General features: G+C 66.4%; 12 protein-coding genes and 1 pseudogene. 4 read left to right on the top strand and 9 right to left on the bottom strand.

Annotation, left to right across the window (positions count from 1 at the left end):
* Window positions 1-36 precede the first annotated feature (36 nt).
* The 3 genes from AUC69_RS07500 (at window position 37) to AUC69_RS07490 (ending at window position 4,039) form a co-directional block, all read left to right on the top strand.
* The gene (locus AUC69_RS07500; protein ID WP_069441605.1) at window positions 37-324 is read left to right on the top strand and encodes a co-chaperone GroES; all 288 of its coding nucleotides are present in this window, start codon (window positions 37-39) and stop codon (window positions 322-324) included.
* Between the two features lie 88 nt (window positions 325-412).
* The gene (groL, locus tag AUC69_RS07495; protein ID WP_069441604.1) at window positions 413-2,065 is read left to right on the top strand and encodes a chaperonin GroEL; all 1,653 of its coding nucleotides are present in this window, start codon (window positions 413-415) and stop codon (window positions 2,063-2,065) included.
* Between the two features lie 180 nt (window positions 2,066-2,245).
* Entirely contained in the window at window positions 2,246-4,039 is a 1,794-nt protein-coding gene (locus tag AUC69_RS07490) for an ABC transporter ATP-binding protein/permease (protein WP_069441603.1), read from the top strand.
* A gap of 1 nt (window position 4,040) precedes the next feature.
* Here the strand turns inward: AUC69_RS07490 and AUC69_RS07485 are convergent, their stop codons facing one another.
* The 8 genes and pseudogenes from AUC69_RS07485 to AUC69_RS07455 form a co-directional block, all read right to left on the bottom strand.
* Window positions 4,041-4,751, bottom strand: coding sequence for a hypothetical protein (locus tag AUC69_RS07485; RefSeq protein ID WP_069441602.1), 711 nt, complete (start codon window positions 4,749-4,751; stop codon window positions 4,041-4,043).
* Window positions 4,752-4,852: 101 nt separating this feature from the next.
* The gene (gene hisG / locus AUC69_RS07480) at window positions 4,853-5,557 is read right to left on the bottom strand and encodes an ATP phosphoribosyltransferase (RefSeq protein WP_069441601.1); all 705 of its coding nucleotides are present in this window, start codon (window positions 5,555-5,557) and stop codon (window positions 4,853-4,855) included.
* A complete protein-coding gene (locus AUC69_RS17395; RefSeq protein WP_158008047.1) occupies window positions 5,557-5,940 on the bottom strand; it encodes an ATP phosphoribosyltransferase regulatory subunit in 384 nt (127 codons plus the stop codon). Before AUC69_RS17395 ends, hisG begins: the two co-directional genes overlap by 1 nt.
* The gene (locus AUC69_RS07475) at window positions 5,928-6,731 is read right to left on the bottom strand and encodes an ATP phosphoribosyltransferase regulatory subunit (RefSeq protein ID WP_083239219.1); all 804 of its coding nucleotides are present in this window, start codon (window positions 6,729-6,731) and stop codon (window positions 5,928-5,930) included. Before AUC69_RS07475 ends, AUC69_RS17395 begins: the two co-directional genes overlap by 13 nt.
* Before the next feature lie 5 nt (window positions 6,732-6,736).
* Window positions 6,737-8,223: pseudogene (gene hisS, locus AUC69_RS07470) on the bottom strand (histidine--tRNA ligase).
* 174 nt (window positions 8,224-8,397) lie between these two features.
* Window positions 8,398-9,696, bottom strand: a complete 1,299-nt coding sequence (gene glcF, locus AUC69_RS07465; protein WP_069441600.1) for a glycolate oxidase subunit GlcF — start codon at window positions 9,694-9,696, stop codon at window positions 8,398-8,400.
* 9 nt (window positions 9,697-9,705) lie between these two features.
* Window positions 9,706-10,929 (bottom strand): glycolate oxidase subunit GlcE, encoded by a 1,224-nt coding sequence (gene glcE, locus AUC69_RS07460; protein ID WP_069441672.1) that lies wholly within the window; start codon window positions 10,927-10,929, stop codon window positions 9,706-9,708.
* Window positions 10,930-10,937: 8 nt separating this feature from the next.
* Window positions 10,938-12,464 carry an FAD-binding oxidoreductase gene (locus AUC69_RS07455; protein WP_193427410.1) on the bottom strand — a complete coding sequence of 509 codons (1,527 nt, stop codon included), beginning with the start codon at window positions 12,462-12,464 and terminating at the stop codon, window positions 10,938-10,940.
* A 264-nt stretch (window positions 12,465-12,728) separates the two neighbouring features.
* Here AUC69_RS07455 and AUC69_RS07450 point away from each other — a divergent pair, with 264 nt between their 5' ends.
* Entirely contained in the window at window positions 12,729-13,124 is a 396-nt protein-coding gene (locus AUC69_RS07450; protein WP_069441671.1) for a c-type cytochrome, read from the top strand.
* Here the strand turns inward: AUC69_RS07450 and AUC69_RS07445 are convergent.
* On the bottom strand, window positions 13,103-14,302 hold the full coding sequence (locus tag AUC69_RS07445; protein WP_158008046.1) for a TRAP transporter substrate-binding protein: 1,200 nt from the start codon (window positions 14,300-14,302) through the stop codon (window positions 13,103-13,105). The genes AUC69_RS07450 and AUC69_RS07445 overlap by 22 nt on opposite strands.
* Window positions 14,303-14,495: the final 193 nt, after the last annotated feature.

Raw genomic sequence — 14,495 nt, 5'->3', positions numbered from 1 at the left:
CAGAAGCGGCAGTTCCAGCGAATAGGAGCAGAATCCATGAAATTCCGTCCCTTGCACGACCGCGTCGTGGTCAAGCGGCTCGAGGAGGAGCAGAAGACGAAAGGCGGGATCATCATCCCGGACACGGCGGCAGAGAAGCCGCAAACCGGCAAAGTCGTCTCCGCCGGGCCCGGTGCCCGCGGCGAGGACGGCAAGCTTCAGCCCATGGGCGTGAAGGCCGGCGACACGGTGCTGTTCGGCAAGTGGTCGGGCACCGAGGTCAAGATCGATGGCGACGACCTTCTCATCATGAAGGAGTCGGACATCATGGGCATCCTCGGCTAGCCCACCTCCCCAATCAACCGCCCATCCTTGGAGACGCGGCTTTCGCTTCTCGGGATGAGGCTCGAAGCTCAAGAAGGAACAAACTCAGATGGTAGCGAAAGATGTGAGATTTGCCGCCGATGCCCGCGAGCGCATGTTGCGCGGCGTCGATATCTTGGCCAACGCGGTCAAGGTGACGCTCGGCCCCAAGGGCCGCAACGTGATCATCGAGAAGTCGTTCGGCGCGCCGCGCTCGACCAAGGACGGCGTCACCGTGGCCAAGGAGATCGAACTCGAGGATAAGTTCGAGAACATGGGCGCGCAGATGCTGAAAGAGGTCGCCCAGAAGACCAACGAGACCGCCGGCGACGGCACCACGACCGCGACCGTGCTGGCGCAGTCCATCGTACGCGAGGGCCTGAAGGCGGTCGCCGCCGGCATGAACCCGATGGATTTGAAGCGCGGCATCGACAAGGCCGTGATCGAGGTCGTCGAGGCCATCCGCAAGCAGTCGAAGCAGGTCAGCGGCTCCGCCGAGATCGCCCAGGTCGGCACGATCTCCGCCAACGGCGAGAAGTCCATCGGTGACATGATCGCCAAGGCCATGCAGAAGGTCGGCAACGAAGGCGTCATCACCGTCGAGGAAGCCAAGAGCCTCGACTCGGAGCTCGAAGTGGTCGAGGGCATGCAGTTCGATCGCGGCTACATCTCGCCCTACTTCATCACCAATGCCGAGAAGATGATCGCCGAGCTCGATAACCCGTACATCCTCATCTACGAAAAGAAGCTGTCGGGTCTCCAGGCCATGCTGCCGCTGCTTGAGTCGGTGGTGCAGTCGGGCCGTCCGCTTCTGGTCATCGCCGAGGACGTCGAGGGCGAGGCCCTGGCCACGCTCGTGGTCAACAAGCTGCGCGGCGGTCTGAAGGTCGCCGCCGTCAAGGCGCCAGGCTTCGGCGATCGCCGCAAGGCCATGCTCCAAGACATCGCCGTGCTGACCGGCGGCGAGATGATCTCCGAGGATCTCGGCATCAAGCTCGAGAACGTCACCATCCAGATGCTCGGCAAGGCCAAGCGCGTCACCATCACCAAGGACGACACCACGATCGTGCGCGGCGGCGGCAAGAAGGACGAGATCGAGGCGCGCGTCGGCCAGATCAAGCAGCAGATCGAGGACACCACCTCCGACTACGACCGCGAGAAGCTGCAAGAGCGCCTGGCGAAGCTCGCCGGCGGCGTGGCCGTGATCAAGGTCGCGGCGCCACCGAGATCGAGGTTAAGGAGAAGAAGGATCCGCGTCGACGATGCGTTGAACGCGACCCGCGCGGCCGTCGAGGAAGGCATCGTGCCGGGCGGCGGTGTCGCTCTGCTGCATGCCTCCAAGGGCATCAAGGTCAAGGGCGACAACGACGACCAGGAGGCGGGCATCAATATCGTGCGCCGCGCGCTCCAGGCGCCGATCCGCCAGATCGCGGAGAATGCCGGCGTCGAAGGCTCCATCGTGGTCGGCAAGGTGCTCGACCAGAAGTCGGCGTCCTACGGCTACGACGCGCAGAACGACACCTATGTGGACCTGATCCAGAAGGGCATCATCGACCCGGCCAAGGTCGTGCGCACGGCGCTCCAGGACGCGGCCTCCGTGGCGGGCCTCCTGGTCACCACCGAGGCGGGCGTGGCCGAGGCGCCGAAGAAGGACAGCGACGGCCATGGCCATGGCATGCCGGGCGGCGGCATGGGCGGCATGGGCGGCATGGACATGATGTAGGCGCCGCCAAGGCTCTACAGTCTAAAGCGACAGCGGAAGGGGCGGCCTTTAGCCGCCCCTTTTTGCATCCGGCCGGCGATGCCGCTTGCTTACGGAATGGTAATTTCCCACACACCACGCTCTGGCCCTATCGTCCGCCAGCCCCGCTCCTGACCGGAGCCTGTCGAGGTCGTCTCACGCATGGCGAAGTTTCGGACCACGGCCAAGCAATTTGCCCGTATCGCCCTCCCCTATTTCCGCGGCGACGACCGCTGGTGGGGGCGCGGCCTGCTGACCGTGGTCATCGCGCTGCAGCTGTTCCAGGTGTGGCTGAACGTCCGCTTCAACGCCTGGTACAACACCTTCTACACCGCGCTGCAGGAGAAGGACTGGAACACCTTCCTCTACCAGTTCCTGGTTTTCACCGTGCTCGCCGTGCTGTTCATCGTCACCGCGGTCTACCAGCTCTATCTGCAACAATGGTTGCAGATCCGCTGGCGGCGTTGGCTGACGGAGGCCTATCTCGGGCGCTGGCTGGCCGGCGGCACCCATTACCGCATGCGCCTCAAGGGCGACCAGGCCGACAACCCCGATCAGCGCATCGCCGAGGACATCAAGCAGTTCATCGACGGCACGCTCAGCATCGGCATCGCGCTCCTCGGCTCGATCGTCACGCTGATCTCCTTCGTGGTGATCCTGTGGACCTTGTCGGCGGCCACGCCGCTGATGATCGGCGATGCGTCCTACGAAATTCCCGGCTATCTGGTTTGGGCGGCGCTGATCTATTCGGCCCTCGGCACCTGGGTCACGCATCTGGTCGGCCGCCCGCTGATCAAGCTCAACTTCGATCAGCAACGCTACGAGGCCGATTTCCGCTTCAGCCTCGTGCGCCTGCGGGAGAACGCCGAGGAGGTGACGCTGCTCGCCGGCGAGCCGGCCGAGGAAGAGCACCTGCTCGACCGCTTCGGCCATGTGATGCGCAACTGGTACGGCATCATGAGCCGCACCAAGCGCCTCACCTTTCTCACCGCCGGCTATAGCCAGGTCGCGATCATCTTTCCGTTCCTGGTGGTGAGCCCGGTCTATTTCTTCGGGGCGCTGACGCTCGGCGGGCTGATGCAGATCGCGCAAGCCTTCAGCCAGGTGCAGAGCGCGCTGTCCTTCTTCGTCTCCGCCTATTCGAGCATCGCCGACTGGAAGGCCGTGCTCGACCGGCTGACGGGATTCGAGGAGTCGATCGACTGGGCGCAAGGGCTCGACGAGACGGCGCCGCAGGTGGAGTTCGTCAGCGACGGCGCCGGCACGCTGCATGTCGATCAGCTCGCCGTGGGCCTGCCCAACGGCCAGGAGATCGTCCACCTGACCGACCTCGTCATCAAGCCCGGCGAGCGGGTGCTGGTGACGGGACCGTCGGGCTCGGGCAAGACCAGCCTGTTCCGGGCGCTGGGCGGGGTTTGGCCGTTCGGCACCGGCACCGTCCGCGTGCCCAAGGGCGCGAGCGTGCTGGTGCTGCCCCAGCGGCCTTATCTGCCGCTCGGCACGTTGCGCGGGGCGCTGGCCTATCCGGGCGGGCAAAGCGCCTTCACGGAAGACGAGATCGAAGGCGTGCTGGACACCGTCGGGCTCGGAGACCTGCGCGGTGAGCTCGATACCACCGCCTATTGGGCCGATAAGTTGTCGGGCGGCGAGCAGCAGCGGCTGTCCATCGCCCGGGCGCTGCTGCAGAAGCCGCAATGGCTGTTCCTCGACGAGGCGACCAGCGCGCTCGACGAGGCCTCGGAGGCGAAGCTGTATCGCCTGTTGATGGAGACGCTGCCGGATACGGCGATCGTCTCCATCGGCCACCGGGCGAGCCTCACCCAGTTTCACGGGCGGCATTTCAGGCTCTCGCCCGATGAGAACGGCGCGCATCGCCTCGCCGAATCGAAGACGGCACACGAGGCCGGAGACGGTTCGGAGGACGAGCGCCGCGCGCCAGCGCTGCCGCCGGCCTAGCTCAGTCCTTCACCATGCAGCCTGTCTTGGCGTCGAGGCCGTCGGGCTTGCCCCAATCATTGGCCGGCACCTGGGGAAACGACTTGCCGAACTCCTGCTTCACCATGGTGAACTTGGACGGCACGTTCGAGTTGTCGGGGAAGTCGACGATCCAAAAATAATCGTAAGTCTCGTCCGGCCATTCGCGCGGCACGCCCGGCAGGATGTCGAGATGGAAGAGCTGGCGCAGCGTCACCGCCGCCTCGCGCTGATATTTGGCGTCGAGCTCCTTGTTGGCGATGTGCTTGTGCTCCCACACCATCACGATCGTTTTGCCCTTGAGCGCCGGATTGACCAGGATGTTGCGCGCCGCCTCTTGTGTCCGCTCGTTGAGGGTATCGGTCATCTTCTTGGCGTCGTCGATGGGAAACACCGAATAGAAGATGAGGGGCTTGCCCCAACTGTCGACCGCGGGCGTGGCGAGCTCGGCGGTATGGAGCGTGATGCCGAAGAAGTAGGCGGGCGGCGCGTCCTCGGTGAACAGCGACTTGGCGGCATCCTTGCCGAGATAGTTGAGCCTCAGCGCCTGGGCGCGCTGCTTGCCGATCTCGCACAGCTTCCAGTCGTCGGCCTTCTCGCCATGGCGCAGAATGACGATGCGCGACGGCGCGGCGAGCGCCGGCGCCACCAGGCCTGCGGCGATGGCCGCCGCCACAATCAAGCGAATGAGCATCGTGACCTCCTTGCCGGACGGGAAGAGCCTGTGATGGGTCTTAGCGCGCGGACGGCCCCGTCTGTAGCCACAACTCTTCACAACAAAGTGTGAAGCGCCCTCTAGGACGTCTGTATCCGTCCCAGAATCTCGTCGCGGCGCTTGGCGGCCTCCGGCGTCCAGACGGCGCCCTTCGCCGCCAGCAGATGCGCCTGCGACTTCAGGATCAGACCGTCTTCCAGCACTTTGAGGTGGTTCGCCGTCAGCGTCGTGCCGGTCGAGGTGATGTCGACGATGAGCTCGGCCGTGCCGGTGGCGGGCGTCGCCTCGGTGGCGCCGACGCTCTCGACGATGCGGTAGCCGGTGACACCCTTGGCGGCGAAGAAGCGGCGCGTCAGGTTCATATATTTGGTGGCGACGCGCAGCGGCCGGCCATGGGTCCGCGTGAACTGGGCGGCGACATCCTCCAGGTCCGCCATGCGCGACACGTCGAGCCAGCACTCCGGCACCGCGACCACCACATCGGCGTGACCGAAGCCGAGCGGCTTCAGGAACTCGACCGTGGCATCGACATCGGCCAGCGTCTCGCGCACCAGATCCTCGCCGGTAATGCCCAAGTGAACACGTCCGGCCTTGAGCTGGTGCACGATCTCGCCCGCGGAAGTGTATTCCACCTCCACGTCGCCGAGCCCTTCGAGCTGGCCGCGATAGCCGCGCTCGTGACCTTTGATGCGCAAGCTCAGGCCGGCGCGCGCGAACATCTCGGCCGCCTGCTCTTTGAGGCGTCCCTTGGAGGGGACGGCGATGACGAGGGAGGGCGCGGCCATCACGCGGCCCTTTCCACGGCGGCGAGCAGGCGCTCGGTGTGAATGGCGGAACCGACCGCCGGCACCGGGCGCGGGGCGCCGAGCGCCGCCAGCAATCCGTCATAGCGGCCGCCACCGGCCACCGGCTCGGTCTCGTCCATGCCGGCGCCGTCGATCTGGAACACCAGGCCGGAATAATATTCGAGCTTGCGGCCGAACTCGGTGGCGAAGGTCGCCCTGCCGAGATCGATGCCGTCGCGGGCCAGCCGGTCGAAGCGGCGCAAGGTCGCGTCGAGGGCGCCGTCGATATCCAACCCCGCCCCTTTGGCGATCATGGCGACCTTGTCGGCGGCCTCGCGCGGCGGCGCGGCGACGGCCAGGAAATAGTCGATCACCGTCGCCACCTCTTTCGGCAGCGGGTCGGCGCGAAGATCGGCGGCGTGGTCAAGCAGCCGCTCGGCGATCTCGCCCAAGGAGCGGTTGCCGGCGAGCGGAATGCCTTGTGTCTCGAGATAGGCCGCGACCAGCTCCCCGGCACGCTCGGGCGCTCGCCGGCGAGCGTCGCGGCCAAGGCCGAAGCCGGGCCGTCGCCGTCGGGGCGCTCGCCCTTCGCCAGCCGGTCGAGCAGATTGTGGAACACGGGCGGCCGCCAAAAATAGTGCCGCAGCTTGAGCCGCCAGCGCTCGGGCAGGCCGAGCGCATCGACCAGCGCATAGAACAGGGCGATATCGCCGAAGCGCAGCCAGAACTCGCGAAGCCCCGCGCTGCGGACAGCTTCTACGGCGAGCAGCACCACCTCGACATCGGCGCTTTCCTTGTCCGGCGCGCCGAAGCACTCGATGCCGGCCTGGCGGAACTCGCGCGGGTGGGTGCGGCTCTGGCCGAGCGGCTGAAAGCGGAAGGCCGGCCCGTTATAGCAATAGCGCGCGGCCCGATCGGCCTCGGGGTGACGCTCGAGATAGAGCCGCGACACCGGCACGGTCAGGTCGGGGCGCAGGCACAGCTCCTCGCCGGCCAGGTCGGTAAAGACGTAAGTGCGTCCCCTTACCTGCTCGCCGATCTGGTCGAGGAACACGCCGGCCGGCTGTAGCACCGACGGCGCAACCGGCTCGTAACCGGCGCGCGCGAACAGGTCGAGCAAAGCACGGGCCTGGGCTTCGAGAGCCTCGAAATTCTGTGCCGATTCTGCGGCCATGGCGCTTACGCCTTGTGCCGGGCGATGACGCCCTTGACCGCCTTGACGAGGTCGGCCTCGGGCACGGCGAACTGCGCGAGCGCCTGCTGCTTCAGATATTCCTCGCGGTCTCGATCGAGGTGAGCGTGGCGCCGAGCACGAGATCCTTGATCTGCACCTCGCCGCGCGCCTTCTCGTCGCTGCCTTGGATGATGGCGCACGGGGCGCCGCGGCGGTCGGCATATTTCATCTGCGCCTTCATGCCCGAGGAGCCGAGATAAAGTTCGGCGCGGATGCCGGCGGCACGCAGGCTTTGCGCCATTTTCTGATAGTCAGCCATGCGGTCCTTGTCAAAGACCAGCACGATGACCGGGCCTTGCACCTCGTCGCCCTGGTACTTGCCGAGAAGCTGGAGACCGAAGAGAAGCCGCGACACGCCGACCGAGACGCCGGTTGCCGGCACTTGCTCGCCGGTGAAGCGCTCGACCAGGCCGTCGTAGCGGCCGCCGCTCACCACCGAGCCGAGCCGCACCTGTTGCCCGCGCTTGTCCTTGATGGGCGCGGTCAGCTCCGCCTCGAAAACGGGGCCGGTGTAATATTCGAGCCCGCGCACCACGGACGGGTCGATGACGATGCGGTCAGAGCCGAAGCCGGCCGCCGTCAGGAGATCGTGCATGGCGGAGACCTCGCCGACACCTTCCTCGCCGACCGCGGAACCTTCGACCAGGCTCTTGAGGCCACCAAGCGTCTGATCGCGGTCGCCGCCGGACGCCTCGACGAAGGAGACGATCGCGTCGATCTGCTTCCCGGCGAGGCCCGCGCCCTTGGTGAAGTCGCCGGACTCGTCCTTGCGGCCCTCGCCTAGAAGCAGACGCACCCCTTCGACGCCGAGGCGGTCGAGCTTGTCGATGGCGCGCAGGACCGTGAGGTGCTTGCCTTTATCCGCGGCGCTCACGCCGGCGCGCTCCAGCACGCCGTCGAGAATCTTGCGGCTGCCGATCTTCACCACATACTGCCCGCGTGGGATGCCGAGCGCCTCGAGCACATCGGCGGCGAGCATGCAGAGCTCGGCGTCGGCGGCAATGGAGGCCGCGCCGACCGTGTCGGCATCGAACTGCATGAACTGGCGGAAGCGCCCGGGCCCCGGCTTCTCGTTGCGCCACACGGGGCCCACCTGGTAGCGGCGGAAGGGCTTCGGGATCGCCTGGTAGTTCTCGGCCACGAATCGGGCGAGCGGCGCCGTCAGGTCGTAGCGCAGCGACAGCCATTGCTCGTCGTCGTCCTGGAAAGAGAACACGCCTTCGTTAGGCCGGTCCTGGTCGGGCAGGAACTTGCCGAGCGCGTCGGTATATTCGATGGCCGGCGTGTCCAACGGCTCGAAGCCATAGGCCTCGAAAACACCCTTGATGGTGCCGAGCATCGCTTCCGTGGCGCGGATTTCTTGCGCCGAAATGTCCTGCAAACCCTTCGGCAGGCGGGCCTCTGGGCGAGGGATCGCGTCTTTTTTGGTCATGGGAGGATGCGGCTGATTCTAAAGGGGCTCCAGCCGCCGCGTTCTAGCCCATCGATCCCCCGCCAGCAAGCAAGGGTGTCCCCAGCGCGTCCAGGCCCTAATCGGCCAGGGCGCGCTCCTTGGCCGCGGCCTTGGCCATCTCCACCAGGGCTTCGATGGGATGGGCCGCGTCCTTCATCTTGATGAGGGCCGGCGGACAGGGCCGCCGGTGGCCCAATCGAGCAGCTCGACGGTATGCACGAAGGGGATGTCGGTGCCGGCCTTGAGCTGCGCCATGCAGCCGATATTGCCGGTGACGATGACGTCGGGCGCGATGGCCTCGATATTCTTCAGCTTGCGGTCGCGCAGCTCGCCGGACAGCTCCGGCTCCAGAATGTTGTAGGTGCCGGCCGAGCCGCAGCACAGATGACCCTCGGGGATGTCGGTCAGCGTATAGCCGGCTTGCTCCAGCAGGCGGCGTGGCAGCTCGTCCAGGCGCTGGCCGTGCTGCAGCGAGCAGGCGCCGTGATAGGCCACCTTCAGGCCGGTCCACATCACCGGCGGATTGAGGCCGATATCGTCGAGGAACTCGGTGACGTCCTTGGCGAGGCCGGAGACATATTCGGCGCGCTCGGCATAGCCGCGGTCGCGGGCGAGCAGATTGCCGTAATCCTTGATCATGGTGCCGCAACCGCCGGCGGTCAGCACGATGGCGTCGAGCAGGCGCTCGCGCATGACGGCGGTCCAGGCATCGATATTGTGGCGAGCGAAGGTGCGCGCCTCCTCTTCGCGGCCCATGTGATGCACCAGCGCGCCACAGCAGGCCTCGTCCTTGACCACCATGACGTCCACGCCGTGCCGCCTGAGCAGGCGGATGGCGGCGAGATTGATGGCGGGCGCCAGCACCTCCTGCACGCAGCCGAGCATGATGGCGACGCGCTTGGCCTGGGGCGCCTTGGGATTGAATGCGGATTTCGGCTTCAGGATTTTCAGCTTCAGGGCGCCAGGCGGCACGAGCGCCAGCGCCGCGGCGATCCGGCGGAAGCCCATCTTGGCGATCACGTCGCGGAAGGGCTTGGCGAACCAGCCGAGCGTCAGCATGAGGCGGAAGCGGTTGGGGTTCGGCAGCACGCGGCTGAGGAACCAGCGGGTCATGCGCTGCTTGGTGGAGCGGTGACCGCGCTGCTCGATGCGCACGCGGGCGAGATCGACGAGATGCATATAGTCGACTTCGCTCGGACAGGCGGTCATGCAGCCAAGGCAGGAGAGGCAGCGGTCGATGTGATGCACCGTCGTCGGAGTGACGTCGCGGCCCTCGAACATCTGCTTCATGAGATAGATGCGACCGCGCGGGCTGTCGCGCTCGTCGCCGGTCAGCACATAGGTCGGACAGGTGGCCGTGCACAGCCCGCAATGCACGCAGCGGCGCAAGATCTCGTCGGCGCGCGCGATATTCGGATCGCCAAGCTGGAGAGCGTTGAAATTGGTCTGCATGACTTTGCGCTACATATCCCGGTACATGCGGCCCGGGTTCAGAATGCCGAGCGGATCGAAGGCGTGCTTGAGCTTCGCCGTGAGCGAGGCGATCGGCGGGTCGAGCGGCTGGAACACGTCGATGCCGGACCGCGTCGCATTCTCGGCACGGATCAAGGTGGCATGCCCGCCAAATTCGGCAAGCGTGCGGCGAATATCCACCGCGCCGCCGTCCGTGAGGGCGGGCGTCTCCATCCAGATCATGCCGCCCGACCAATCATAGGCGGCGTTGACGCGCATCTTGCGGGACAGATTGCCGACGAGCTTCGCCGCCGCGGAGGGCGTGGTGGACACGCGCCAGAGCGGGTTTGGCGTGCTCTGGAACATTTTGAGGCTGCGGACCTCGCCCCAAAAGGCCCGGCTGCGCTCCGTGTCGAGCTCCAGCGCCGGGCCGTAGGCGAGCAGGGCCTGCTTCAAGCTGTTGGCGCGGTAGCGGGCCGAAGCGGGCGCGTTTTCCACCCGGATGGCAGTGACGGCGGCTCCAGCGCCGGCGATGTCCTCGTTCGAGAAGCGCTCGGCGATGGCCGCGTGCAAATGCAGCCCGCCGGACACCTCGTAGGGCGTGCCCATGGCGATGCACAGGGCCTCGATGGCGGTCTGATCGGTGAGGCCGAAACAGATGACGGTGCGGACCTCGCGATGGGCCGGCAGCACTTTCAGCGCCACCTCGGTCATGATGGCGAGCGTGCCCCAAGAGCCGGCGAGTGTGCGGCCGAGATCGTAGCCGGTGACGTTCTTCATCACCCGGCCGCCGGACTTGATTACCTCGCCGCGCCCGTTGACGGCCCGCATGCCCAGGACATGATCGCGGGCCGCGCCTTTGAGAATGCGCCGGCTGCCTGAAATATTGGTGGCGACCACGCCGCCGATGGTGGCCTCTCCCGGCGCGTAGCCGAGCAGCTGTCCGAGATCGACCGGCTCGAAGGGGAGCTCCTGGTCGTTCTCGGCGAGCTGCGCCTCGATCTGGGCGAGCGGGGTTCCGGTCTTGGCCACCATGACCAGCTCGGTCGGCTCGTAAACCGGCACGCCGACCATGGCCTCGGTCGAGACCACGGCGCCGGAGCCAACGGGATGGCCGATCTCGCGCTTGGTGCCGCGTCCCATGACCTCAAGCGGCGTGCGCGTATCCACGGCCTCGGCGACGAGGTGGGCAAGCTCCTCCTCCGTCTCGGGCGCATGAAAACCAAGGCGCATGTGACCGGTCATGGGACGTCGTGCCCTTCCGCCAGCTCGGGCTGCGGCTCGAACTCCTGGAGCTCCTCGAGCTGATGCAGCTCGAGGCCGCGCATCTTGCGCGCGTCGCGGCCCTCGATGGGAAACACTTTGCCGGGATTGAGCAGCCAGGCGGGGTCGAGCGCTTCCTTGACGCGGACCTGCTGATCAATGTCCTCGTCGGTATATTGCTCGTACATCAATTCACGCTTCTCGATGCCGACGCCATGCTCGCCCGTCAGGCAGCCGCCGAGCGCGATGCACAGCTTCAGGATCTCCTCGCCGCAAAGCTCGACGCGCTCGAGCTGCACCGAGTCGTTGGCGTTGTAGAGAATGAGCGGATGAAGGTTGCCGTCGCCGGCGTGGAAGATATTGGCGACGTCAAAACGATATTTCCGGCAGATCCAGCCGATCTCGTCGAGCGCCTTGGGCAGCTTCGACAGCGGGATGACGCCATCCATGCAGTAGTAATCCGACAATTGGCCGATGGCGCCGAAGGCGGCCTTGCGGCCCTTCCAGATCAGCGCGCTCTCCTCGGCGCTCATGCTCCGCCGCGAGTAGCTGGGGAGGAAGTCGCGGGCGATGTCCTCGATCTTCTCCAGCAGATACTCGATCTCGTCTTGCGACCCCTCCACCTCGACAATGAGCAGCGCCTCGACGTCGAGCGGGTAGCCGGCGCTGACGAAGTGCTCGCAGACATGGATCGCGGGGCGGTCCATGAACTCAATGGCCACGGGAATGATGCCGCCGGCGATGATGGCGGCAACGCAAGACGCGGCCGCCTCCGTGGAGTCGAAACCGAGCAGGATCGGCCGCGATCCTTCCGGCGCTTTCAGCAAGCGCACCGTGGCTTCGGTGACGATGGCGAGCTGGCCCTCGGAGCCGGTGATGAGCGGCAGGAAATCGTAGCCCGGCGCGTCGAGATAGGTGCCGCCGAGGTCAACGATCTCGCCGTCCATCATGACCATGCGCAGCCCGAGCACATTGTTCACGGTCACGCCGTATTTGAGACAATGGGCGCCGCCGGAATTGGTGGCGATATTGCCGCCGACGGTGCAGGCGATCTGGCTCGACGGGTCGGGCGCGTAGAAGAAGCCGTCCTTCGACGCCGCCTCGGTGATGGCGATGTTGGTGACGCCAGCTTCGACGCGGGCGACACGGTTGGCCGTGTCGATGGCAAGGACCTTCCGCATGCGCGACAGGCAGACGACGAGCGCATCCTCGAGCGGCAACGCGCCGCCGCAGAGCGAGGTGCCCGCGCCGCGCGGCACGACCTTGATGTGGTTCTCGTTGCAGAAGCGCAGGATCGCCGACACCTCCTCGGTGGTGCCGGGCAGCACGACGGCGAGCGGCAGGCAGTGATAGGCGGTGAGCGCGTCGGACTCGAAGGTGCGGCGGCCCTCCTCGTCGGCGATCATGACCGCCTCGGGGACCAGCCGCTTCAACTGCTTCACGATGTCGTTCCGACGCGCAATGACCGCGCGGTCCGGATCGGGAAAAGTCACTGTCGACATCAAAGAGGCTCCGAAACCGTCCGAGTGGCGTTGGCGGGAAAGGGCTCCCGCTAGTCTTTCGCATGGGCGCGGGACACGGGCAATACGCGCCCGCCACGGCGTGCCAAAATGGTCCCAGGGGCAACTCCCCAGCGACCTAGGCGTTAGCATGTCGCATATGGGCGCTTCCGGCCTCTGGTAGATTACACGGGGTCATCTGGGAGGTGTTGGGCAATCCCCGATTGGCGCCCAAATGGCGCTTTTCGGGCACTCTCAAGGAGCATGGAGATGAGGAAGTCTAGTCTCGTTGGGCTGAGTGTGGCGGTGTTTTTCGGCATGACGGCGCCGACCCTGGCGGCGGGTGACGCCGAGGCGGGCAAGGCGGCGTTCACCGCCAAATGCGGCATCTGTCATCAGGTAGGCCCCAACGCACAGACGCTGGTGGGCCCCGAGCTCAACGGCATCGTCGGGCGCAAGGCCGCGGCCGTCGAGGGTTTCGCCTACTCGCCGGGCATGAAGAAACTCGGTGACGAGGGCTATGTCTGGACCGAGGAGCATATCGACAGCTGGATCGCCGATCCGAAGGCGCTGCTCCCAACCTCGGTCATGGCGCTCGCGTTTCAGGGTATTCCAGATGCCGACGAGCGCGCCAACATCATCGCCTATCTGAAGACGCAGCAATAGCTGTCAGGGCGCAGGCGCGGGCGCGGGCTTTTCGCCCGTCCCGGCCGCGTCCGGCGCCTTCGCCGGCGTCTTGTCCGGCTCCCCCGCAGGTTTCGAGACGCCGCCGCGCTCGCCCCCTTGTTGGCGTCCTTGACCTGGAAGGCCTCGATATCCTCGAGGACCTGCTTGAACAGGTAGTCGCGAACTCCCTCTTCCCTGGCGATCTCCGCCCAGGAGGCGCGCAACGCCGCAAGCACGTCGGCCGGCCAGGGCAGCACGCGGACGCTGTCCTTGGCCGAGAAACTGGCCAGCGCCTCGGCTTGAAGCCCCGCGCTGGTGCCAAGGCTCGATTGCAGCAGATCGCGGCACGCCGCCTCGATCATGCCCTGCTGGTCCTGGCTCAGCGCCTTCCAGCGATCCTTGTTGATCAAAAGCTCGAGCACGGTCTCCGGCTGGTGCCAGCCGGGCATGTAGATGATCTTGGCCGCGTCTTGCAGGCCTTGCGTCCGGTCGACGGCGGGCGTGTAGAGCTCGGCGGCGTCGATCTCGCCCTTGTCGAAGGCCGTGGGAATGCCGCTGCCGGGTACGAGCACGGGGACCGCGCCAATCCGCGACATGACGCGGGCGCCGAGCCCGAAGATCCGCATCCGCAGGCCCTCGAGATCCTTCTTCGCGCCGATCTCCTTGGCGAACCAGCCGCCCGCCTCGGCGCCGCCGAACGCGCATGGAATGACATGCACCTTGAGGCCGGCCTGGTCGTACACCTCCTGATAGAGCGCCCTGCCATGGCCGCGGTCGAACCAGGCGAGATAGGCTTTCGCGTCGGGGCCGAAGGGGTAGCCGGCGAACAGGGTCGCGGCCGGAACCTTGGCCGCCCAGAAACCCGCGGTAGCGAAGCCGGCATCGACCCGGCCGTCGGACACCTTGTCGAGAATCTCGTGAGGCTTGGTGCCGTCGCCGGGCTCCTTGAGGTCGAGCACCAGCGCCCCGCCCGAGCGCTTCTTGATGTCCCGGGCCAGCGTCCGGGCGGGACGGCCGAGGCCGGGCAGGTGGGTGCCGTAGACCACAGGCGTCACCAGGGTGACGGTGTCGCCGCCGGCCGCTTGCCCTGCCGGCGCCGCCGCCAGCAGCGCCGTGGCGATCGCCGAGACCCGCAAGCCCGTCGTCAGCCTCGGCCCAATTGCCGCCGGATTGCCCATTTCCCTCGCCGTGCTGGCAGTGCTACATCCCGGCTTCATTCGCCGGAAGCCTCCATGAGCTTTACCGGAAGGCCATGAGACCTCAAAGCCCATGCGCGGGCGCCCTCACGGCCCCGTCCCCTTGCTTCCGTTTGCCAAAGGCTTCGGTTATGGTTCAGCGCACTCTTCCTATGTGCATGATCTTCTTGCCCTA

This window comes from Methyloceanibacter superfactus, from assembly GCF_001723305.1.
Taxonomy (GTDB): Bacteria; Pseudomonadota; Alphaproteobacteria; order Rhizobiales; family Methyloligellaceae; genus Methyloceanibacter; species Methyloceanibacter superfactus.
The sequence above is the reverse complement of the archived record's forward strand: the minus strand, read 5'-3'. Positions and strand labels throughout refer to the sequence as shown.

Excerpts from the sequence above, each read along its gene's own strand:
- groL (WP_069441604.1), top strand. The coding sequence starts at position 413 with ATGGTAGCGAAAGATGTGAGATTTGCCGCCGATGCCCGCGAGCGCATG.
- hisG (WP_069441601.1), bottom strand. The coding sequence starts at position 5,557 with ATGGCCGCGCCCTCCCTCGTCATCGCCGTCCCCTCCAAGGGACGCCTC.
- glcF (WP_069441600.1), bottom strand. The coding sequence starts at position 9,696 with ATGCAGACCAATTTCAACGCTCTCCAGCTTGGCGATCCGAATATCGCG.
- AUC69_RS07450 (WP_069441671.1), top strand. The coding sequence starts at position 12,729 with ATGAGGAAGTCTAGTCTCGTTGGGCTGAGTGTGGCGGTGTTTTTCGGC.
- AUC69_RS07445 (WP_158008046.1), bottom strand. The coding sequence starts at position 14,302 with ATGGGCAATCCGGCGGCAATTGGGCCGAGGCTGACGACGGGCTTGCGG.
- AUC69_RS07485 (WP_069441602.1), bottom strand. The coding sequence starts at position 4,751 with ATGCTCATTCGCTTGATTGTGGCGGCGGCCATCGCCGCAGGCCTGGTG.
- AUC69_RS07475 (WP_083239219.1), bottom strand. The coding sequence starts at position 6,731 with ATGGCCGCAGAATCGGCACAGAATTTCGAGGCTCTCGAAGCCCAGGCC.
- glcE (WP_069441672.1), bottom strand. The coding sequence starts at position 10,929 with ATGCGCCTTGGTTTTCATGCGCCCGAGACGGAGGAGGAGCTTGCCCAC.
- AUC69_RS07490 (WP_069441603.1), top strand. The coding sequence starts at position 2,246 with ATGGCGAAGTTTCGGACCACGGCCAAGCAATTTGCCCGTATCGCCCTC.
- AUC69_RS07500 (WP_069441605.1), top strand. The coding sequence starts at position 37 with ATGAAATTCCGTCCCTTGCACGACCGCGTCGTGGTCAAGCGGCTCGAG.